The organism is Alkanindiges illinoisensis, from assembly GCF_004377485.1.
GTDB classification, from domain to species: domain Bacteria; phylum Pseudomonadota; class Gammaproteobacteria; order Pseudomonadales; family Moraxellaceae; genus Alkanindiges; species Alkanindiges illinoisensis_A.
In genome coordinates, this window is sequence record NZ_SNTY01000058.1 from 78,253 (window position 1) to 97,917 (window position 19,665).

Annotated in this window: 19 protein-coding genes, 1 tRNA gene, 1 other RNA gene and 1 pseudogene; 5 read left to right on the forward strand and 17 right to left on the reverse strand. The window is 47.4% G+C overall.

The genetic code is table 11. From position 1 onward, the window contains the following. Positions 1-25: 25 nt before the first annotated feature. The 4 genes from E2B99_RS11710 to E2B99_RS11725 all read right to left on the reverse strand — a co-directional run bounded on the left by E2B99_RS11710 (position 26) and on the right by E2B99_RS11725 (position 4,034). The gene (locus E2B99_RS11710) at positions 26-799 is read right to left on the reverse strand and encodes an SDR family oxidoreductase (protein ID WP_134245120.1); all 774 of its coding nucleotides are present in this window, start codon (positions 797-799) and stop codon (positions 26-28) included. 99 nt (positions 800-898) lie between these two features. Then, entirely contained in the window at positions 899-1,591 is a 693-nt protein-coding gene (locus E2B99_RS11715; protein ID WP_134245122.1) for a histidine phosphatase family protein, read from the reverse strand. A gap of 6 nt (positions 1,592-1,597) precedes the next feature. Then, a complete protein-coding gene (locus E2B99_RS11720) occupies positions 1,598-2,734 on the reverse strand; it encodes a phosphotransferase family protein (RefSeq protein ID WP_134245124.1) in 1,137 nt (378 codons plus the stop codon). 58 nt (positions 2,735-2,792) lie between these two features. Beyond that, a complete protein-coding gene (locus tag E2B99_RS11725; protein WP_134245126.1) occupies positions 2,793-4,034 on the reverse strand; it encodes an acyl-CoA dehydrogenase family protein in 1,242 nt (413 codons plus the stop codon). A gap of 229 nt (positions 4,035-4,263) precedes the next feature. On the opposite strand from E2B99_RS11725, the gene E2B99_RS11730 reads away from it, so the two are divergent. Next, positions 4,264-5,178, forward strand: a complete 915-nt coding sequence (locus tag E2B99_RS11730) for a LysR family transcriptional regulator (RefSeq protein WP_240687820.1) — start codon at positions 4,264-4,266, stop codon at positions 5,176-5,178. Positions 5,179-5,211: 33 nt separating this feature from the next. Here E2B99_RS11730 and epsC read toward each other — a convergent pair. From epsC to E2B99_RS11750, 4 genes and pseudogenes are all read right to left on the reverse strand, one after another. Next, positions 5,212-6,147, reverse strand: a pseudogene (gene epsC / locus E2B99_RS11735) (serine O-acetyltransferase EpsC). Between the two features lie 544 nt (positions 6,148-6,691). Further along, positions 6,692-6,940, reverse strand: coding sequence for a hypothetical protein (locus tag E2B99_RS11740; RefSeq protein ID WP_134245130.1), 249 nt, complete (start codon positions 6,938-6,940; stop codon positions 6,692-6,694). A 304-nt stretch (positions 6,941-7,244) separates the two neighbouring features. Continuing rightward, positions 7,245-8,042 carry an SDR family NAD(P)-dependent oxidoreductase gene (locus E2B99_RS11745; RefSeq protein ID WP_205669677.1) on the reverse strand — a complete coding sequence of 266 codons (798 nt, stop codon included), beginning with the start codon at positions 8,040-8,042 and terminating at the stop codon, positions 7,245-7,247. Between the two features lie 29 nt (positions 8,043-8,071). Further along, positions 8,072-8,635, reverse strand: a complete 564-nt coding sequence (locus E2B99_RS11750; RefSeq protein ID WP_134245132.1) for a hypothetical protein — start codon at positions 8,633-8,635, stop codon at positions 8,072-8,074. Between the two features lie 197 nt (positions 8,636-8,832). Between E2B99_RS11750 and E2B99_RS11755 the strand changes: the two genes are divergently transcribed. Then, on the forward strand, positions 8,833-9,396 hold the full coding sequence (locus tag E2B99_RS11755; RefSeq protein ID WP_134245134.1) for a TetR/AcrR family transcriptional regulator: 564 nt from the start codon (positions 8,833-8,835) through the stop codon (positions 9,394-9,396). Positions 9,397-9,528: 132 nt separating this feature from the next. Here the strand turns inward: E2B99_RS11755 and E2B99_RS11760 are convergent, their stop codons facing one another. The 4 genes from E2B99_RS11760 to E2B99_RS11775 all read right to left on the reverse strand — a co-directional run bounded on the left by E2B99_RS11760 (position 9,529) and on the right by E2B99_RS11775 (position 14,216). Further along, positions 9,529-11,094: a flavin-containing monooxygenase gene (locus E2B99_RS11760; RefSeq protein ID WP_134245136.1), complete on the reverse strand. Its 1,566-nt coding sequence runs from the start codon at positions 11,092-11,094 to the stop codon at positions 9,529-9,531. Between the two features lie 56 nt (positions 11,095-11,150). Next, positions 11,151-11,978 carry an SDR family NAD(P)-dependent oxidoreductase gene (locus E2B99_RS11765; protein WP_134245218.1) on the reverse strand — a complete coding sequence of 276 codons (828 nt, stop codon included), beginning with the start codon at positions 11,976-11,978 and terminating at the stop codon, positions 11,151-11,153. Positions 11,979-12,044: 66 nt separating this feature from the next. Beyond that, complete coding sequence (locus E2B99_RS11770) at positions 12,045-13,010, reverse strand: metal-dependent hydrolase (protein ID WP_134245138.1); 966 nt, start codon at positions 13,008-13,010, stop codon at positions 12,045-12,047. A gap of 225 nt (positions 13,011-13,235) precedes the next feature. Next, positions 13,236-14,216: a metal-dependent hydrolase gene (locus E2B99_RS11775; RefSeq protein ID WP_134245140.1), complete on the reverse strand. Its 981-nt coding sequence runs from the start codon at positions 14,214-14,216 to the stop codon at positions 13,236-13,238. Positions 14,217-14,950: 734 nt separating this feature from the next. On the opposite strand from E2B99_RS11775, the gene E2B99_RS15120 reads away from it, so the two are divergent. Beyond that, a complete protein-coding gene (locus E2B99_RS15120) occupies positions 14,951-15,118 on the forward strand; it encodes a winged helix-turn-helix transcriptional regulator (protein WP_134245220.1) in 168 nt (55 codons plus the stop codon). A gap of 18 nt (positions 15,119-15,136) precedes the next feature. On the opposite strand, the gene E2B99_RS11785 is transcribed toward E2B99_RS15120, so the two are convergent. The 5 genes from E2B99_RS11785 to coaD all read right to left on the reverse strand — a co-directional run bounded on the left by E2B99_RS11785 (position 15,137) and on the right by coaD (position 17,733). Continuing rightward, positions 15,137-16,003, reverse strand: a complete 867-nt coding sequence (locus E2B99_RS11785) for a spore photoproduct lyase family protein (RefSeq protein ID WP_346554164.1) — start codon at positions 16,001-16,003, stop codon at positions 15,137-15,139. A gap of 322 nt (positions 16,004-16,325) precedes the next feature. Then, positions 16,326-16,402 (reverse strand) — tRNA-Met (locus tag E2B99_RS11790). 107 nt (positions 16,403-16,509) lie between these two features. Next, positions 16,510-16,873: RNase P RNA component class A (gene rnpB / locus E2B99_RS11795), an RNA gene on the reverse strand. Positions 16,874-16,929: 56 nt separating this feature from the next. After that, positions 16,930-17,202 (reverse strand): YfhL family 4Fe-4S dicluster ferredoxin, encoded by a 273-nt coding sequence (locus E2B99_RS11800; RefSeq protein WP_134245144.1) that lies wholly within the window; start codon positions 17,200-17,202, stop codon positions 16,930-16,932. 39 nt (positions 17,203-17,241) lie between these two features. Continuing rightward, positions 17,242-17,733 (reverse strand): pantetheine-phosphate adenylyltransferase, encoded by a 492-nt coding sequence (gene coaD, locus E2B99_RS11805; RefSeq protein WP_134245146.1) that lies wholly within the window; start codon positions 17,731-17,733, stop codon positions 17,242-17,244. A gap of 155 nt (positions 17,734-17,888) precedes the next feature. Between coaD and smpB the strand changes: the two genes are divergently transcribed. Continuing rightward, positions 17,889-18,368 carry an SsrA-binding protein SmpB gene (smpB, locus tag E2B99_RS11810; RefSeq protein WP_134245148.1) on the forward strand — a complete coding sequence of 160 codons (480 nt, stop codon included), beginning with the start codon at positions 17,889-17,891 and terminating at the stop codon, positions 18,366-18,368. A 306-nt stretch (positions 18,369-18,674) separates the two neighbouring features. Next, entirely contained in the window at positions 18,675-19,583 is a 909-nt protein-coding gene (gene cysD / locus E2B99_RS11815) for a sulfate adenylyltransferase subunit CysD (RefSeq protein WP_134245150.1), read from the forward strand. Positions 19,584-19,665: the final 82 nt, after the last annotated feature.

Genomic DNA, 19,665 nt, shown 5'->3' on the forward strand with positions numbered 1-19,665 from the left:
TTTTAAATACGATGGGTGCTAACAATCAGCTTAATTTATTGACCAGTCGCAACGGCAAATGACGCATCAAAAAGCCTAATGGTTTCCATGGCCAGTCGGGTACATAGGCCTTGATCGGCTGTTTTTCAATGGCTTTAACCAGCGCTTTGCTACCCACTTTTTCACTGACTTCAAATGGTAGTTTTTTGGCGCCTTCGTTAAGTTCGGTGCGGATATAGCCCGGGAAAATGGTTGAGACTTTAATGGGGGTATCAATCAGCTCGGCACGGATGCCTTCGGTTAAATGCGCCAGTGCGGCCTTGCTGGCAGCATACGTAGACAGGTGTTTTGGCAAACCCCGCATGGCCGACATCGAAGACATCGTCACCAGATGTCCATGATTTTGCTTGCGGAAAATCTCAACCGCCGCTTCGCATTGCGCCAGTGCAGCAATAAAGTTGGTTTCGGCAGTTTTGCGGTTAATCTCAAAATGACCCTTGCCAATGCGGCGGCCTTCACCCACGCCAGCGTTGATAATAATGCGGTCAAGCCTGCCAAACTGCGCAGCAAACTCGCGAAACACGCTAAACACCTGGTCATAATTATTGACATCAAGGCTTTGAATGGCAATTGTAATGCCATATTGTTGCTCAAGCTCGGCTTTTAGCAGCTCCAGCCGTTCCAGCCGGCGTGCACATAAGGCCAGGTTATAACCCAGTGCAGCAAATTCGCGTGCCATGCCTGCGCCCAAGCCTGAACTGGCACCTGTAATTAAAATCACCTTGCCATTGCTGCTTAATACTTGCGGATTTGTTGCCATATTCTTGTTCCTGTTTTATCAAATAAAAAACCAGAGTGCGACCAGCCCACCAGCACATCATGAATAGTTGGGATTAATGCCCGATTTTAATGCCTGCTGTTAATGCCACGTGAGCAAGTGACTGGCCTGACCACGAAAATGGTTGTGCTCATTAATACTCAGTACAGTATGTTTGCGGCCATCGCTGCGAATTTGTGTGATACCGCAATTAACCAGTGCCCAGTTCAGCTCAAAGGTGGCCTGATCACTTAAGCCCATCAGCGCTTGCACAATCACGGAAATTACCCCGCCTGAGCTAAATACCACGCTATGCTGCCCTACACTTTGCGCCACAATATCATTGAGTGCAGCAATACTACGCGCCTGAAACTGCGGCCATGTTTCACTGTAATCACCATCATATTCGCCACATTGCCAGCGCTGCATGGCGGCACCAAACAGTTTACCCAGCGTTTTTTTGGGATGCTCAGTGGCCGCAATGGCCTGCATCAGTGCTTCTCGGGTGGGATAGCGCGCTGTATCAAGTTTCATCAAAACCTGTTCATGGTCAAATTCATTAAAGCCCGCATGGATGACTGGATCCAGTACACAACCAGCCGCTTGCAGACAGGTTTCTGCAGTCTGCTGGTGACGGGCCATTGCGCCCATCCACACTTGGTCAAACTGTTGCTGCTGACTGGCAAACAGCTCGCCCAGCTGTCTGGACTGCACAAAGCCCGTGGGTGAAAGCTGGTCATAATTGGCCGCACCAAACGAGGCCTGGCCGTGCCGGATTAAGGTAATGAGTGCCATTGCTGCTTACTGTCCTTTTTTCTGGCTGTTTCGTTTTGACCCAAGGCTTGCGTTTGCCTTAAAGCGTGCCACGGTATGCTGTGCCATCAGCGTCAGGCAGCGCACATGCAAGGCATGCACAATTAGCCAGAAGTTTTTAAAGGCCGGATTGCGGGTTTGCTTATGGTAATAGCGGTAATAAATCTGCTGGGCAATCACTGCCAGCCGGAACATGCCAAACACCTCATAAAATGTCCAGTTGCGGGTGTGCATGCCGGTTTTATCAAGGTAATACTGCACCACTTCCTTGCGACTAAACATGCCAGGCAAATGCGTGGGCTGACGACGCATGGCGCGCAAAATCATATTGTCATCCGGTTGCACCCAGTACGCCAGCGCACTGCCCAGATCCATTAGTGGATCACCCAGTGTTGCCATTTCCCAATCCAGCACACCAATCACTTGGGTTGGATTTCCCGGGTCTAAAATCACATTGTCAAAGCGCCAGTCATTATGGATGACACAGGTTTTGCTGTCGGCGGGAAGATTATTTTTCAGCCAGCGCCGCACCAGCTTAAAACTGGGCACATTTAAGGTACGGGCCTTTTCATAGCGCTTGTCCCAGCCTTCCACCTGCCGCTGGCAATAGCCTGCGCCTTTACCCGTATTTTTACCTAAGCTTTCAAGTTCGGTGCCGTGATAATCCACCTGATGCAAATCAATTAGGGCATCCAGCACGTTGATACAGAGCTGCCGAACCTCGCTTTTGCCAAAGTTGATTTCCTTGGGCAAATTGGCGCGCGGAATAATGCCTTCTACCCGCTGCATCACATAAAAATCGCAGCCCAGCACCGATTCATCAGTACATAGCGCCACCATGTCCGGCACCAGTGGATAAGCAGGCTTCAGGGCTTTTTGCACGGTGTATTCACGCACCATGTCATGTGCGGATTTGGCCTTGGTGCCTGCGGGTGGACGGCGCAGGATCAAATCCTGATTGTCATATTCAATGCGGTACGTCCAGTTGGATGCACCGCCGGAATACTGGGTCACCCGCGCATTGCCCTGCAAATCCATTCCCTGCGTTTTTAGCCATTGCTCTACTGCCGCAATATCCAGTTCCTCACCATCACGCACCGTGCCGCCAATATCAATCACTGACATCTTGTTGTTTCCTATTGTTTCCTATTGTTTCCTGTTGCCTCAGCTCAATTGTCTTTGCTTATTTGGAACGTCTGGAATAGCCGCGTTTGGCCAGTTCAATGCGGGCAATCACGCCTTTGTGCACTTCATCCGGGCCATCCGCCAATCGCAAGCTGCGCGCCTGTGCAAAAAATCCGGTTAGTGGCGTATCGCGTGACATGCCTGCCCCACCATGGATTTGCATGGCCATGTCGACCACTTTTTCCAGCACATTTGGCGCAACCACTTTAATGGCTGAAATTTCAGTCATGGCCGCCATATTGCCAAAATTGTCCATTTTCCATACGGCATATAGAGTCAATAAGCGCGCCTGATCAATGGCAATGCGGGCTTCAGCTACTTTTTCGCGGTTACCACCCAGATTTAAAATTGGCTTGCCAAAAGCCACGCGGCTCATGCCACGGTCAATCATCAGCTCCAGTGATTTTTCCGCAGCACCAATGCAACGCATGCAATGATGAATGCGGCCCGGCCCCAGACGGCCCTGTGCAATGGCAAAGCCTTCGCCCGGCCCGCCAATAAAATTGCTCACTGGCACACGCACATTGTCAAAGCTCACCTCGCCATGACCATGCGGTGCATCGTAGTCACCAAAGACGGGTAGCATACGCTCAATGGTCACGCCCGATGTATTGACCGGCACCAGCACCATGGAATGCTGATGATGGCGATCCTTGCTGTCATCGGGCGTGTGTGCCATAAAAATAATAATGCGGGCATTGGGGTCACCCAGCCCTGATGACCACCACTTGCGGCCATTTAATACAATCTCATCGCCTTCAATCACGGCAGTGGCCTGCATGTTGGTGGCATCGCTAGATGCAACAGCAGGTTCGGTCATGCAAAATACCGAACGGATGTCGCCAGCCAGCAGCGGCATCAGCCACTCCTGTTTTTGTGCCTCAGAACCATAGCGCCACAGCACTTCCATGTTGCCGGTATCGGGCGCATTGCAGTTAAACACCGTGGGCGCAATCAGGCTGCGTCCGGTTTGCTCGGCAATGTGTGCGTATTCCTGAATGGTCAAACCAGCGCCCAGCGTCTCGTCCGGCAAAAACATATTCCACAAGCCTGCTGCTTTAGCCTTGGCTTTAAGCTCTTCCAGCACATCTGGCCATTGCCAGGTGGTCCAGTCACCACCAATGTTGGTGCTATGGACTTCATGCCAGAACTCCGCTTCGATGGGTTCAATATGTTGCTGGATGAATTGTCTGGTTTTTTCCAGGTATTGCTGCCCGCGCTGGCTGAGTTCAAAGTTCATGTAAGCTGTCCTGTCTGTGCGGTGATACTGTTTATGGCATGATTTGTTTTATCGACTGGCTTAAATCTAATGGGTTTTATACAATGAATAAAATGAATTATTTTAATTTTATAGTATGAATACTGTGCATGGTGGTCCCTTACTGAATGCTAATTTCCAAAATAGCAACTTGCCGAATGACAATACGTCAAACCACAACATCACGCCAAGCCGTCATCCATTAAGCCGGATGGACTTAAACCTGTTCCGTATTTTTGCTGTGGTTTACCGGGAGCGTAACCTGACCCGCGCTGCCGAACAGTTGTTTTTAAGTCAATCTGCCGTTAGCCATGCGCTGGGACGCATGCGCGAGCAACTGGATGATCCGCTATTTATACGCGAAGGCCACGGTATGTGCCCAACTCCTCTGGCAAACCGTTTGTGGCCAGACATTGAACAGGCACTCCTGTTGTTTCAGCAAGCCATGCAGCGCTCGACATCATTTGAGGCTAGCCGCGATATCAAGCAGCTGACCATTGCGATGAATGATGAAATTGAGCCGGTTTTTTTACCGCAAATCGTGCAATGGTTTCAGCAGCAGGTGCCGCAAATCCAGCTTCATAGTGTACGGATTGACCGTCAAACCCTGCGCAGTGATTTAAGCAGCGGGCGCATTGATCTGGCGATTGATATTGCCCAGCCCAGTGAGCGCGGCATTGCGCACCAGTTGCTGCTGCGTGATGAATTTGTGGTGTTGAGTCGTCCCGAACATCCGCTGGCACAAACGGGACTTAGTGTGGAAACTGCGGCCAGTCACTATATTCAGGCTGAACATATTGCCGTGTCTGCCCGGCGTACTGGACGTGCGGTAGAGGATTTTTTATTTGCAAAACAAGGCATTGAAAGGCAGATTAAAATACGTTGCCAGCAGTATGAATCGGCAGGCCGTATTGTGCAAAGCAGCGCCTTATTGCTAACCATGCCGCGCAGTCTGGCGCATCAGGTGGCTGAACACCTGGAGATTCAGATTTTGCCGCTACCCATTGTCATTGAAGATCTTGAACTGCATTTATACTGGGATAGGGGCAAAAATCTGGAGCAGCAAACACTGTGGTTTCGCCAGCAGCTGATGGCGCTGCTCAACACGCAACAGCCCGTTGAATGAATAATCTGCTTAAGCCTGCTGAACTAAACAGGCTTAAACACTGATTTTGGGCTTGGGCATGCTTTGCATAATCTGGCTATGCGCTGGCACATCATGGGTAAGCCACACATTGCCACCAATCACCGAACCCTTGCCAATGGTAACCCGGCCTAAAATCGTGGCCCCAGCATAAATCACCACATCATCTTCAACCACGGGGTGACGGGCATAATCCTTTTGCAGGTGGCCTTCATCGTCCACCTCAAAGCGTTTGGCACCCAAAGTGACGGCCTGATAAATGCGTACCCGCTCGCCAATAATGCAGGTCTCGCCAATCACCACGCCTGTGCCATGATCAATAAAAAAGCGTTTGCCAATTTGCGCACCCGGATGAATATCAATACCCGTGGCTGAGTGCGCCAGTTCGGCAATCATGCGTGCCAGTAACGGGATATTGTTCTGGTACAGCACATGCGCCAGCCGGTGATAGGTAATTGCCAGCAGTCCCGGATAGCATAGCAATACTTCGTCTACACTGCGCGCGGCTGGGTCACCCTCATAGGCAGCCTGTACGTCACTATCCAGCAGACGGCGAATATCCGGCAAGGCATTGGCAAACGTTTATACCACGCTGCTGGCCTGTTGCTGGATTATGGCCGGATCAGGCTGGTGATTACTGTCGCGGATGGTAGCTGAAATGCGGTAGCGTGCTTCATAGGCCAGCGTCAGGCGCACCTGCTCATACAGTGCCGACAATACCTTGTCCAGGGTAAAGGCAATATAGACATCCTCGCCTTCCTGCCGCAAGTCTGCCGGGCCAAGCCGCATGGGAAACAAAATACCGCACAGGTCATCGACAATGGCTTTCAAGGTTTCTTTTGAGGGCAATTCACGGCCACCAAACTCCTTGGGACGATGCTGTGACTCACGCCAGTCATGGCGTGCCTGTTGCAAGCCCAACACAATATTGTCAATTTTCCAGTTTGCCACTGCAACCACCTCAAACTCATTATTCGAAAATCAGCACCCGAAATCTGGTCTCTAAAACTTAAAAAATTCAGGCTATATTTATTTAATGAACACGCTATTAAACCGCGCCTGCCCCCTATTCCTGCAAGTTCATTTGTGTAGTAAAGCTGCGATAAAACAGCATATTGTGTAAATACGATTTACGGGATAAGGCAATGTGGTGACTCTAAATAAAATCGGAATAAAAAATGCCTGACAGCGAATCGCAGCGAAACAGGAAAAACTAAAGCCTACCCTTTGGCTAAACCGCGTTTCAGGTTGTTTTTAATGAGCTGCTGTTAATGGGCTGATCTTGATAGGCTCATGTCAGCGCATAACGTGACAGTGTAGAAGAAGAAGCTCGTATGGGAAAATCATAAAAACTGCCAAGCATATTCCGTTTTATGCAGAGCCAGCGCCTGTTTAAAACCAGTTGTCTTGGCTAACAGGTTTGGTTCGCATCAAGCAGTTAACAGCGGCTGATTAAGCAGACAAATCAGTCCTTAAAACACGCTAAAGCCTATGGCTACTCCTGGCTTTTTTCATATTCGGCCACAGGATCAGTGGCTGCAATGGCTGCGGCCTGTTTAGCCTTGGCTTCACTTTGCAGTGCCATATTGGTAATGGCTGCATGATCCGGGCCAGCAATCGGTGTCGTTGGTGTTGTAACAGCCGGGTTCTGTACAGTAGCTGGAGCAGGCTGCTGATTAAAACTTTTTGAAAATAAAAATCCTAATCCACCAACAATTAATAAAATAATAATCAGTCTGCGCATTGCTGTTTTTCTCGTGTTACTGGCTAGTCATAGCCTTTGATTATGCGCTTTTTTGACTAAAAAGGTATAAAGTCACAGCATTTTTATCGGTAAAGCCAGCAACAGTTGGCCTGAATAAGTCATTTATATTCTTTAGAAAAATAGACCAAAGTACCATGTTTAAAGCTTAATACTGGTTTGATTCATTATTTTTAAAATCCAGTTCTGGTAGCAGCGCTATCATTAAAATGAACTGGATAGCGCTGCTCATTCGATCCTTAAAATCTTAAAAGACTAACGATTAAATGCACGTATGTTTAAACAATCAGTTTTTAAACGGATTCAGGCGATTACCCAAGTGATATTGCAGGCTAATCGGTAATGGTCGCACGCTGCTGGCAATCAGCTTGTTGATGGTGCCGGGTACACACACCGGCTTGCCCTTCATCACTGCTGCCCAGCCTTCGCGCACTACATCTTCTGGCTGCTGCCACAAAATATCCGGCAACTTGCTGGCCTGATTGCGCGTGCCCATGATGTCGTGAAATTCACTATGGGTAAAACCCGGACATAAGGCCGTGACATGAATGCCCTGCGGTTTGAGTTCCATATCCAGCGACTGTGAAATATCCAGCACATAGCTTTTAATGCCCGTGTACAGCAGGCTGGCGCCCGGTGGTGAAAAGGCCGCAACCGATGACAGGTTGATAATACGGCCCCAGCCTTTCTTGCGCATGTCTGGAATGACGCGATGGCACAATTCGGTTACTGCGGTCACCATGAGCTGAATTTCAGCCGCCAATGTCACCCATGGCGTATTAGCAAAGGCATCTTTGCCAGACAGCCCGGCATTGTTAATCAGCACATCAATCCTGATACCCTGCGCCTGTGCATAGGCCATGATGTCAGCAGGGGCGCTGGTCAGCGTTAAATCGGCAGCAAAAATATCACACTGGATGCCATACTTACTGCTGAGTTCTGCGGCCAGCGTTTCAAGTCGTTCGGCCCGGCGCGCAACCAGTAACAGGTCATAGCCTTCACTGGCAAGAAAACGCGCAAAAGTCGCGCCAATCCCTGCTGAAGCACCAGTAATTAATGCTGTACGGTTTTGTTTTTTCATCATGTTGCTCACTGATAGGACTAAGTTTAGGATTAGGTTAAAGCTGGAATTTGAGCGCTGCTAACCTCAAAACCACGGCGGCGACGGCCAATATCACCACGGTAGTCATGATGCGGGCCTTGCAATAAAAACGGATACGGAATCTGGCACTGTTTCTTGTTAAACCCCCAGGTGCCAATGCCCAGATAACGTCCGTCATCCAGACGGCGGATTTCATCCACCATGTTGATGGCACCGCACAGCGAATGAAAATAGCGGTACACCAGTTGATAGGCAGGCTGCCCGTCAAAGCGTGAGGGTGCAATCAGGGTGTGCATGGGATAAAGCTGGATGGTCTTGCGGCCCAGCAAAAAAGTGTTGTAACCCCGTCCCGTGAGCTGGTTAACCGGACGAAATGCCTTGGATTGCCATGGCAACAGCGGATTGGTCAGGCTTAAACCTGCAAGGGTGGCCAGTGGATTAGGCTGGCTTAGCATGCTGGCAGCATATTCACCATGCATTTCCTCAATGCTAGGTGCCTGCAAGGTGGAAAACAATGCCACCAGCTGATCGGTGGCAAGCTGGTGCACATCAATTAATTTGCTGTTGTTATTCATGGATTCCCCAAACTGGTTATTTATCTTGAACGCCATTCAAGATATAATACTAGCCAGCTTAATGTAACACTGTCAAGCTACTTTGGATCGTTGTCATTGGCTGTGTAGCAAGAGCAATTTATTGGCAGTTTGAACAGTTAAGACCGGATTTTAGTTTAGGCTTTGATTTAAAGCGTGATTTAACTACAGGAGGCCTAATGCCACGTAATAACCGCATGCAGGATCGGGAAGAAAAGCGCAACCTGATTATCGACGCTGCACAGCAATTGTTCCTACGCGAGGGTTACGAGGCCACCTCAATGACCCGGCTGGCCAATGCAGCCAGTATCGCCCCCAATACCATTTACTGGTATTTCAAGGATAAGGATGATGTGCTGATTGCGGTGCTGGACCGGGAATTGGCAGCACGTCTGGCAGATTACCTGAAGCAGTCATTTACAGACATGGCGGCGCGCTTATTGTGGGTGGTTCATCAACTGGAGCTGGTTAGTCCACTGGTGAGTACAGTACATGCCCGTGCCCTGCTGGCCCCGGCTATTCAGGTCTGGCATGAGCAGTTTCATCGCCTGATTGAAGCCATGCTGCGCGTAGAGCTTGAAGCCGCAGGAATTGCTGCAAACCATCTTGAGACTGTAATGAACATTTGGGTGTTTACCATTGAAGGCCTGCTGACCCATCCTCTAAGCGCCAGCCAGAAACAGCAAATTTGCCAAACCTTGAGTCTTGGTATTCCGCAACAGACCAGCGTCCGTACTAATTAATTCGAAATTCAGTAACCCGTTAAATATCTGGACTTATAAGTATCTCCATAGCAATGCCTATAAAATAATAAGGCCCATCAATCGACAGGCCTTATGGTGTTGCAACGACAACTCATGATTCGTCAAACAGGATTATGACGCCTGCTTTGCGGTATTGGCGGCAACGCTAGTATTAGTATCGCTATTGGCGGCTGCACCATATTGCAGGGTGTAGTCTTCAAGATTCAAGGTTTTCAGTCGGGCTTTCAGTTTTTTCAGCGACCACGGCCATGCTGCAAAGTTGCGGCCATTGGCATCCAGATAATAGCTCTGGCAACCACCCGCATTAAATACCGTGGTTTTCAGGTGTTTTTGCACCTGCTCGTTATGATGTCTTAACACCTGAGGCTTGATTGACAGTTTGCTAATGCCCTGTTGCTTGATCTTGAGCAGGCCATCCACAATGTAGTCCAGCTGGGCTTCGGCCAGTCCAATAAAGGAATCATATACCAGTACGTTTGGCCCCAGTACCAAAAAGGCATTGGGGACGTTTTCAATGCTGGTGCCCAGATAGGCTTCTGGCGAGGTATTTTTCCACAGCTCAGCCAGCACTTCACCTTTTTCATTCTTCACGCGCTTGCCAATTGGCGGATGAGACACCTCAAAGCCCGTGCCCCAGATAATGACATCCACTTCATGGCGCTCGCCGTTGGCAGCCACCACGGTATTGCCCTCAACCTTCACCAGACCGTGCGGAATCAGCGTGGTGTTGGGTTGCTGCAAGGCCGGATAATAATTGTTGGCAAACAGCAGGCGCTTACAGCCAATGGTAAAATTAGGGGTCACATTTTTCAGCAGTTCCGGGTCTTTTACCTGAGCTTTAAGCACCTGTTTAAAAATTTCGCCCACTGGCTTTAACACGGCTGGATTTCTCAGGCCAAAGTTAATGGCATTCAGTGATTGTGCCACGGCCTTGCGCCAGCTTTTTTGAATCACTGGATATTTGGCAATGATTGATTTGCTAAATTCACTCAGGTCTGTATCCGGCTTTGGCACCACCCACGGAGCAGTCCGCTGGAACACATACAGTTCTTTGGCCAGTGGCTGGATTTGTGGCACAAACTGGATGGCGGATGCACCTGTACCAATCACGGCAATCCGTTTGCCTTTGAGGTCATAATCATGGTTCCACTTGGCAGAATGGAACATCTCACCGGTAAAGGTTTCAATGCCATTGAGTTTTGGAATTTGCGCTTCCGTAATGGGACCAGTGGCAAAAATCACCGTTCTGGACAAATACGGGCCATTGGTGGTTTCCAGTTGCCACACATGCTGGGCTTCATTCCACTCGGCACTGAGCAGTTCATTATTAAACTCAATCAGCGAGGTAATGTTGAACTGGTTACTGGTTTCTTCCAGATAATTCAAAATTTCCGGCTGGCGGGCAAACAGGTGGCTCCACTTGGCACTTGGCGCAAAGGAGTAGGAATACAGCGATGAGGGTACATCGCAGCCACACCCCGGATAGGTATTTTCGCGCCAGGTTCCACCCACGCGGCTGGCTTTTTCAATAATCTTGAAATTGCTGTAGCCTTCCTTGTTTAAGCGAATGGCTGCCGCAATCCCGGAAATGCCCGCACCCACAATAAAGGTGTCATAGATGTGTGCCGGAGTTGCCGTTTTTTTGGCACGGCTGTTTGTTTTTGCTGCTGTTGTCATGAAAAAACCTACCTCTAAATTGGTGAATTACACAGACGCTGTCTTAAACAGCCTGCTTATTTAAACAGTCTGTAGCCTATGCCCAGAAACTTGGTGTAAAGGTCTGGTGATGCGCGTTTCATCAGCCAGAACAGCTTGGCATCGATTTGCGGAATGGTATACAACTTGCCTTTATCCAAATTATCCAGCGTGAGTTTTGCCACCTTGTCACTGGTGGTAAAGGCCAGATTGGTCAAGGCATAATCCAGTAGCCCCTTATGCGGCACCTTGCCATTTTTGATGATATTGGTTGGCACCAAGGTCGGGCACAGCACATTGACTTTAATATCAAATTTCTTCAGTTCCGCCGATAGTGTCTCTGACAAGGCCCGAACCCCGGCTTTAGACACGTTGTAAACGGTCATTTCGGGCGCGGCAGTATAAGAAGCAGCGGAAGCCACATTGATAATGGCACCATGACCCAGTTGCTTAAATTTCGGTACAAAGGCACGGCAACCATAAATCACGCCCCATAAATTGATATTCATGCACCACTGCCAGTCTTCCAGGGTCATTTCATCAAATTTGCCACCCAGGCCGATTCCCGCATTATTAATCACCAGCGTAACCGGGCTTTGCATCAACTGCCCGGCTTGCTCGGCCAGCTGCGTGACCTGCTCTTCTTTTCCCACATCACACTGTACGGCAAAGCCTTTTGCACCAAGGGCTTCAATCAGGCCTACCGTTTCTCTGGCGGCATCAAGGTTAATGTCTGAGCACACCACGGTGCCACCCCGTTTCGCCAGTTCCAGCGCAAAGCTACGGCCAATCCCACTGCCTGCTCCCGTCACCACTGCATAGGCTTTGTGGCTGGGCTTCTGCTCTTTCTTGCCAAATAACATTATCATTTATCCAAAACAATCAGGGAAAAGTAGCCATAAGTCGGGTTATGGCGACACAGGGATTAACGCTTAGGCTGCACGAACCGGGGGAAAGAATTCCTTGGTCATATAACGGGCCAGCAGGCCAGTGTCCTGATTTAGCAGCTTGTCCTTGTAATAATCCAGATACTCACTGGTATCGTGGTCATTTGGGTGAAAATCCGGGCGCACATAATCAAACACATGGCGAATGGTACTGCCGTATACCCCGTCTTTTGGGCTAAACATGACCTTGGCACTATAAAGCGCATCTTTCCAAAAGGTTGGACTTACCAGGTTGGACGGTTTGCGCAAAAATGGGATTAAAAAGCCACCCAGCGATACCAGCCCGATAATGGTAAAGGTTGCCAGCGCAAAACCAGCCATACGCAAGGCATAACTGCCGTTTAACAACTGGTATACATCATAGGCAATGTCCTTATGCTCGGACTCTTCCAGCATGTGCCATTGCCATAGCGCTTTGGTTTTTTCATCATCAATGATGGCGTCAAAAATATACTCGTGCTTCATGGCATATTCAGCAATCACCGCAGTGAAGTGCTCAATCCCGGCCATCAAAGATAGCTTTAACGGCTGTGGAAACCTTAAAAAGCCGTAATCAAATACGTTTTTGGCCAGAAACCGATAAAACTCAACCGGAAAATCATGTTTTTTCAGGATTTCATTCCACTCATTATGTACCTTGGAGTGAATGGCTTCCTGACCAATCAGCGCAGTGACCCGTTGCTTTAGTACCGGGTCTTGCACAAGGTCACGATGATAGCGTGCCGTTTCAATCACCAGATCCTCACCAAAGGTCAGGAAAATTGACAAGGCTTCAAAATAGGCAGAGGCCAGTTCTGTATTACGGAAAAAACGGTGATCCAGCTCTTTGGCATCAAACTTAAAGTTGAAATGACGAATTGGAATAGGCTGTTTGCTGGCAAAATCAGGTAGCTGAATTTCACGATAGAACTTGAGCTTCTTGAGTGATTTCCGAACGGCGGTAGCAATCATAACAACACCTATCTAAATAAAAACATTAACTTCATCTTAAGAAACACTTGCAAAGAAAATCCCTGATCCGGGCCTTTGTATCGATTGAGCAAGCGCTTGCTTGGTTAAGAATTAGCATCTCAGCACAATGCCCGTAGCTTGCAAATGAGAAAAACTTGCCAGTTTTTTGATAGTTTTCGCTACCCGGCCCTTATTGCTGCTGGGTAGCAAAAAACATATAGGCCGTTAGGCTGCCTGCTGTACCTTGGGGGTGAATTCCTTGATAAAGAAAGAATGCAATGCCCCACCCTCGGTCAGCAGCTTGTTCTTGTAATAGTCCAGATACTCAGTGGTGTCATGGTCATTGGGGTGAAAGTCTGGACGTAAATAATCAAAAATCTGGCCTTGTGTACTGCCAAACACGCCTTCTGTTGGACTAAACAGCAGGTTAATGCCACGGCGCATGTCTTTCCAGAATTTACCGGTTAGCATTTCCTGCGGCTTGCGCAAGACAGGCACCATAAAGGCAGCAAATGGCACCAGCACCAGAATAGTGATATAGGCCAACAGAAAGCCACCAGCCCGCAACTTATAATTGCCATTTAGCAGCTGGTACACATCGTAAGCAATGTCTTTATGCTCAGATTCTTCCAGCATATGCCACATCCACAATGCACGGGTTTTGGCATCGTCAGAATGATAAAAATTCTGTTCATGCTTCATCATGTATTCGGCCAGCACTGCAGTAAAATGCTCGATACCTGCCATCATCGACAACTTCAGGGGCTGTGGGAAACGCAGGAAAACGTGCTTAAAAAACTGCTCGCCCAGAAAGCGATATAACCTTACCGGATATTGCAGCTCAGTGATTGCATCATTAAATTCGTTGTGCAATTTGGAATGAATAGCTTCCTGGCCAATCAGCGAAGTAACACGCTGCTTTAATACCGGATCTTTAATAAACTCGCGATGATGGCGCGCCGTTTCAATCACCAGATCTTCGCCATAGGTTAAAAAAACCGATAGAGTGGCAAAAAACAGGGTGGCAAACTGATTGTTCATATAAAATGATAAATCAATTTCCTTGCCTTTGAATCCAATGGCTAAATGGCGAATTGGAATAGAACTTTTTATGGCAAAATCAGGCAGTTGTGCTTGATTCCGTGGTTTCAATGCACTGGGCTTGAATGTACGGGAAACTGTTTTCCGAATCGCTGTCGTAATCATTACAAATACCTCGCACTGAAATGGTTCATCTAAAATGGCAGACGCTAGCCGAGTTGGGTTGACTTCCAACTATTAAAATGGATTTGTTAACCGATAGCCCATGCTTATGGCGTCTGCTTTTGCATGTTTCTGCAGCTTAAAAAGTAGTAATGCTCGGGCCGCAAAAGTTATTGTCTCTCTAGCATGACCATCAACATGGCGACCTAGCACAGATTAAACATACGCTTTGCAAGGTTTGAGCCTGACCTTACCGTACTCCATCTTAGAATGACAGTTTGTTCGGATTCAAGTCGGGTGTTTTTAAATAAAAAAACCAAGTCAGGAGATGATTAAAACATTCATTAAAAGATCTTGGCTAGATCAAGCCAATCAAAAAAATAATTTTATTTTTTAGAAATTTCTAATAAATTTAGTCGTTTAAATTAATGATTATATTTTTATAGCTTCTTCAGAGCTTATCATTATATTAAGACTCTTGGACTTGATTTAGCGGTAAATATCGAGCTGAATTAGCATTCTTAGGATACTATTCAGATTTTAGACCGATAACCCAGCACATTGTGAGCAAGCGGTCACAGTTTTAAGTGCGGGTTTGATGCAACTTAAAATCGTTAGACCGTTCGTTTGCACCTGTTAACGCCAGTTTATAGATTCGATGATACTATCAAGGTGTTGTATATGCTGTTGTATGAACAACCAACAGATGTTGCCATTGCCCGGTCAGTGATGGCGTCATCAGGCGGTTTGACTATCAGCAAGTTCCCCCCAAAGTTGAATACGCGCTGACTGAACAGGGACAAACCCTGTTTCCCATGGTGCAAGCCATCCACGTCTGGGGTGAAAACCATGCCAGGCGCTGTCTGCAAATCCACCAATCGTCACTGTTAAAAGAAGAGATGTAAAGCCAGTTCAAGTGGCCATTAAAAGATGTAGCGGATGGTGTTCCAGGGAATGATGGCCTGATGCAGCTGCTTAAACTTACGGATCATCTGTGCCTTAATATCATATCGGTAGCGAAGCACTTCCCCACCATAACCCGACTGTTTTATTTCCTGAAACTGTGGTTGCCATAAGAGCTGTTCAATCGCTTCATGGCCTTGTTGTACATTGTAGAGATGCATCTTTTCATTATGGGTTAAAAATATCACTTCAGCTTTAACCCTATCTTTATACTGATCAGGTACTTTATGGTCGACCAATCTAAATAACTCTTCATACTGCTGTGATGACTGATTATAGGCAATTACCGGCGAATAATTTAAATGCACCTCCCAGCCCGCCTTAATAAATAACTGAACCGCGTCTAACCGTTCTAGGATAGATGAGGTGCCAGGTTCCAGTATCTGCCGAAATGTTTCAGGCATAATTGAAAAGCGAATCCGTAGTTTATTATTGGGATCATAGTCCAGTAATTTGAGATTCACCCGTTTGGTGGCAAAAGAACCAAAGGCTTTTTCACTGCTTTTAAAATAATCAAACAGCTGAAGATAGTCCGCATGTTTAACATGTAAAGCCACATCGGTATTGCAGCCAATGTCATAGGTCCAGTAAGTCTCATGGGTTTGATCAGGATTCTTTGGCCACGCCAATCCATTCACATGCTGATCAATGGCTGCAATAATATCGGATTGATTTTTGGCAATATCAATTCCAAAAGGCTTATTACGCCGCATATAACAGTAGCCACAGCGATAAGCACACCCCGTCACCAGATCAGGCGCAATGAAATTTGTACTTCGATTGGAGACTCTACAGGTGAGCGCACGTCTATTGATGTATCTCATCATTCAAGCTGTGCTCCTGGATGGATAGAATAACGATAGGCAATACCCATTAACCCTCAATAGACATCGCAGCACTAAGGTATATTCATAACTGGCGTTTAATCATTCCTTTTAAACCAAAACAATAAATTTAACAGGATAAATTTTATTAACCAGCGTTTTTGCTGTGGTCAAAAGTCCTCACTGTCTAGCATATTATCGTTTTTCTTAGGCAATTCAGTGAATCTAACTTACGTGCTTGCAAGGTATTTTATAACTGCTTAGGGCATCATCTAACAGGACAAAACGCATAAAAAAAGGTCACTCGGGTGAGTGACCTATAAAATGGTGGCTATGGCGAGACTCGAACTTGCGACCCCAGCATTATGAGTGCTGTGCTCTAACCAACTGAGCTACATAGCCTTAAACTGTGCGCGCATTATCATTATTTCTTAGACTGCCGTCAAGCCTATTTTTAGCGTGCGCGCATAAAAAGCAGGCAAATAAATCAAATTTTTTTCAGGAATCAGGCTTGAAGTGAGTCTATAAGCCGGGTTCTGTCGAGGACGATCATTCCTCTAGGCGTATCGTCACCAATACGCTCAAGCAACCTACCCGAATCCAACGCGGGCCACGCCAAAGGATTCCTATTTGGTCTTGCTTCTGGTGGGGTTTACCATGCCGTGACCTGTTACCAGACACGCGGTGCGCTCTTACCGCACCCTTTCACCCTTACCAACCTGCCTAAGCAAGCTGGCGGTCTGCTCTCTGTTGCACTTTCCGTCGGCTTTCACCGCCCAGGCGTTACCTGGCACCATGCCCTATGAAGCCCGGACTTTCCTCCCCTGCTTTAGTTTTGATAACCTCCACAGCAGCGACCGTCCAACTCACTTCAAGGCGCGCATGGTAACAAAAAAAACAGCCGTGCGCTGTTACTTTTCAAATGTTTTTCACTCGGGTTTTGCAGGCTCATTTTGCAAAGCCTGCAACCCTTCATATTTTTGCAGCAGCGCTTGCTGACTTTCCACATGCTCAGGGTCATGCGGAATACAGTCTACCGGGCAAAATAGCTGGCATTGTGGCGTATCAAAATGTCCCACGCATTCGGTACATAGGTCAGGATCAATTTGATAAATCTCCTCACCCATATAAATGGCCTGATTGGGACACACCGGCTCGCACACATCACAATTAATGCATTCCAGCGTAATTTTTAAGGCCATGGCTTATCCCGGGTTTATCAGTAAAACTACTCGCCTTTTTTACCAGCCACCTTGCGCATGCTTTTGGGCAAAGGCTTCAGATACGGCTTTAGGCACAAACTTGGTGACATCACCTTTAAGCCGGGCAATTTCACGTACCAAGGTCGATGATACAAAAGACAAATGCTCGGATGGCGTTAAAAACACCGATTCAAACTGGCTATCCAGTTGACGGTTCATATTGGCCAGCTGAAACTCATATTCAAAGTCAGACACTGCACGTAAACCACGCAGCACTGCGGTGGCCTGCTGTTCCTGAAATAAATTCACCAGTAAGCCACTAAACCCAATCACCTTGATATTCTTAAGATCACTTAATGACTGCTGTGCCAGGGCAACCCGCTGTTCCAGGCTAAAGACCGGATTTTTATGATGGCCTGCTGCAATGGCGACCACCACCTCATCAAACATCTTGGAGGCACGCACAACAAGGTCAACATGGCCATTGGTAATAGGATCAAATGTGCCCGGATAAAGTACTTTAGTGGCCATTGCTTATGCTCGGTTGCCGATAAATTTGCCCTAGTTTAGCAAAAACTTGTTTTTAACGCGAAGTCAGCATGATTGATTAATGCTATAACCAAAATTAACTAAAGCCAGCCGCTAAAATTAGGTAAACTAGTGTTCTTATTGGATTCTTGATAAATATGAATAAAGCTACTGTTAAAAAACTGCATCAGGGCGGTACGATTGCCCAGAACCGTCGTGCCCGTCACGACTATTTTATTGAAGAAAAATTTGAAGCTGGTATGTCGCTACTGGGCTGGGAAGTTAAATCCTTGCGTGCCGGCAAAATGAACCTGTCTGAAAGCTATGTCATTTTTAAAAATGGCGAGGCATTTTTGTTTGGTAGCCAGATCATGCCACTGTTGTCTGCCTCAACCCATGTGGTCCCTGAAGCCAATCGCACCCGCAAGCTTTTATTGTCGCGCCGTGAAATTGAAAAACTCATGGGTGCGGTCAACCAGAAGGGTTATTCCTGTGTACCATTAGCCTGCTACTGGAAGGGTGCTTTGGTTAAGTGTGAAATTGCACTGGTGAAAGGTAAGCAACTGCATGACAAACGTGCAACGGAAAAAGACCGTGACTGGTCGCGTGAAAAACAGCGTGTGTTTAGGACTGCCTAAGCACCGCTTTTATTAGATTAGCCTTACTATTATAACTATGATTGTAACCTTCAACTGGCTCTCTCACTGAGTTAATTTATGAAACCGTTATTTTTAAATTTCACGGGCTAGACGAATTTGAAAATGATCTCTAAGTTTTTTATCTCTATTATTCTAACCAAAATTAATAAATATCCGAGTATTTAGCAGTTTTATCAATATCGCTTATCAGCCTATCTGAGTCTGATTCCTGTAAAAGCCGCCATAGCCCAAGGCAAAACGTGTTACAATACTGCGTTTAAAATTTAGTCCTTGCTGGGTAAATAAATGACTGAGGAAAGACTCACACATCTGAAACAGCTTGAAGCTGAAAGCATTCACATCATTCGTGAAGTTGCCGCCGAATTTGATAATCCGGTGATGCTGTATTCCATTGGCAAGGATTCTGCGGTCATGCTGCATCTGGCCATGAAAGCATTTTACCCTGCCAAGCTCCCGTTTCCACTGATGCATGTGGATACCGGCTGGAAATTCAGGGACATGATTAGCTTCCGTGATCAAATGGCCAGCAAACTGGGCCTTGAGCTGATTGTTCACCAGAACAAGGAAGGCCGTGAAGCGGGCATCAACCCTTTTACCCACGGCAGCTCCAAATATACCGACATCATGAAAACACAGGCACTCAAGCAGGCCCTGGACAAATACCAGTTTGATGCTGCTTTTGGTGGTGCACGTCGTGATGAAGAAAAATCCCGCGCCAAAGAGCGTGTGTATTCCTTCCGTGATTCCAAGCATCGCTGGGATCCTAAAAACCAGCGTCCTGAGCTGTGGAATATCTATAACGGCAAAGTGAACAAGGGCGAAAGTATTCGCGTGTTCCCGCTGTCCAACTGGACTGAGCTGGACATCTGGCAATATATCTACCTTGAACAAATTCCGCTGGTTCCATTGTATTACGCAGCTGAGCGTCCGGTAGTTGAGCGCAACGGCACCCTGATTATGGTGGACGATGAACGCATGCCGCTACGTGATGGTGAAGTCCCCCAAATGAAGTCCGTACGCTTCCGTACGCTGGGCTGCTATCCATTAACGGGTGCGGTTGAATCTGCTGCCGACACACTGCCTGAAATCATTCAGGAAATGCTGCTGGCCACCAGTTCCGAGCGTCAGGGCCGCATGATTGACCATGACGAAGCCGGCTCAATGGAAAAGAAAAAGCAGGAAGGTTATTTCTAATCAGATGCAACTGGTGCTGGCATTACCTTGACTGGCACTCTAGCGTTTTTCCTGATTGTTCTATAGCCAGCCTACAGCCCGT

What these genes read in the sequence shown, in the direction of transcription:
- E2B99_RS11710 (WP_134245120.1), bottom strand. Translation starts at nt 799, where the DNA reads ATGGCAACAAATCCGCAAGTATTAAGCAGCAATGGCAAGGTGATTTTA.
- E2B99_RS11715 (WP_134245122.1), bottom strand. Translation starts at nt 1,591, where the DNA reads ATGGCACTCATTACCTTAATCCGGCACGGCCAGGCCTCGTTTGGTGCG.
- E2B99_RS11720 (WP_134245124.1), bottom strand. Translation starts at nt 2,734, where the DNA reads ATGTCAGTGATTGATATTGGCGGCACGGTGCGTGATGGTGAGGAACTG.
- E2B99_RS11725 (WP_134245126.1), bottom strand. Translation starts at nt 4,034, where the DNA reads ATGAACTTTGAACTCAGCCAGCGCGGGCAGCAATACCTGGAAAAAACC.
- E2B99_RS11730 (WP_240687820.1), top strand. Translation starts at nt 4,264, where the DNA reads ATGGACTTAAACCTGTTCCGTATTTTTGCTGTGGTTTACCGGGAGCGT.
- E2B99_RS11740 (WP_134245130.1), bottom strand. Translation starts at nt 6,940, where the DNA reads ATGCGCAGACTGATTATTATTTTATTAATTGTTGGTGGATTAGGATTT.
- E2B99_RS11745 (WP_205669677.1), bottom strand. Translation starts at nt 8,042, where the DNA reads ATGATGAAAAAACAAAACCGTACAGCATTAATTACTGGTGCTTCAGCA.
- E2B99_RS11750 (WP_134245132.1), bottom strand. Translation starts at nt 8,635, where the DNA reads ATGAATAACAACAGCAAATTAATTGATGTGCACCAGCTTGCCACCGAT.
- E2B99_RS11755 (WP_134245134.1), top strand. Translation starts at nt 8,833, where the DNA reads ATGCCACGTAATAACCGCATGCAGGATCGGGAAGAAAAGCGCAACCTG.
- E2B99_RS11760 (WP_134245136.1), bottom strand. Translation starts at nt 11,094, where the DNA reads ATGACAACAGCAGCAAAAACAAACAGCCGTGCCAAAAAAACGGCAACT.
- E2B99_RS11770 (WP_134245138.1), bottom strand. Translation starts at nt 13,010, where the DNA reads ATGATTGCTACCGCCGTTCGGAAATCACTCAAGAAGCTCAAGTTCTAT.
- E2B99_RS11775 (WP_134245140.1), bottom strand. Translation starts at nt 14,216, where the DNA reads ATGATTACGACAGCGATTCGGAAAACAGTTTCCCGTACATTCAAGCCC.
- E2B99_RS11785 (WP_346554164.1), bottom strand. Translation starts at nt 16,003, where the DNA reads ATGATGAGATACATCAATAGACGTGCGCTCACCTGTAGAGTCTCCAAT.
- E2B99_RS11800 (WP_134245144.1), bottom strand. Translation starts at nt 17,202, where the DNA reads ATGGCCTTAAAAATTACGCTGGAATGCATTAATTGTGATGTGTGCGAG.
- coaD (WP_134245146.1), bottom strand. Translation starts at nt 17,733, where the DNA reads ATGGCCACTAAAGTACTTTATCCGGGCACATTTGATCCTATTACCAAT.
- smpB (WP_134245148.1), top strand. Translation starts at nt 17,889, where the DNA reads ATGAATAAAGCTACTGTTAAAAAACTGCATCAGGGCGGTACGATTGCC.
- cysD (WP_134245150.1), top strand. Translation starts at nt 18,675, where the DNA reads ATGACTGAGGAAAGACTCACACATCTGAAACAGCTTGAAGCTGAAAGC.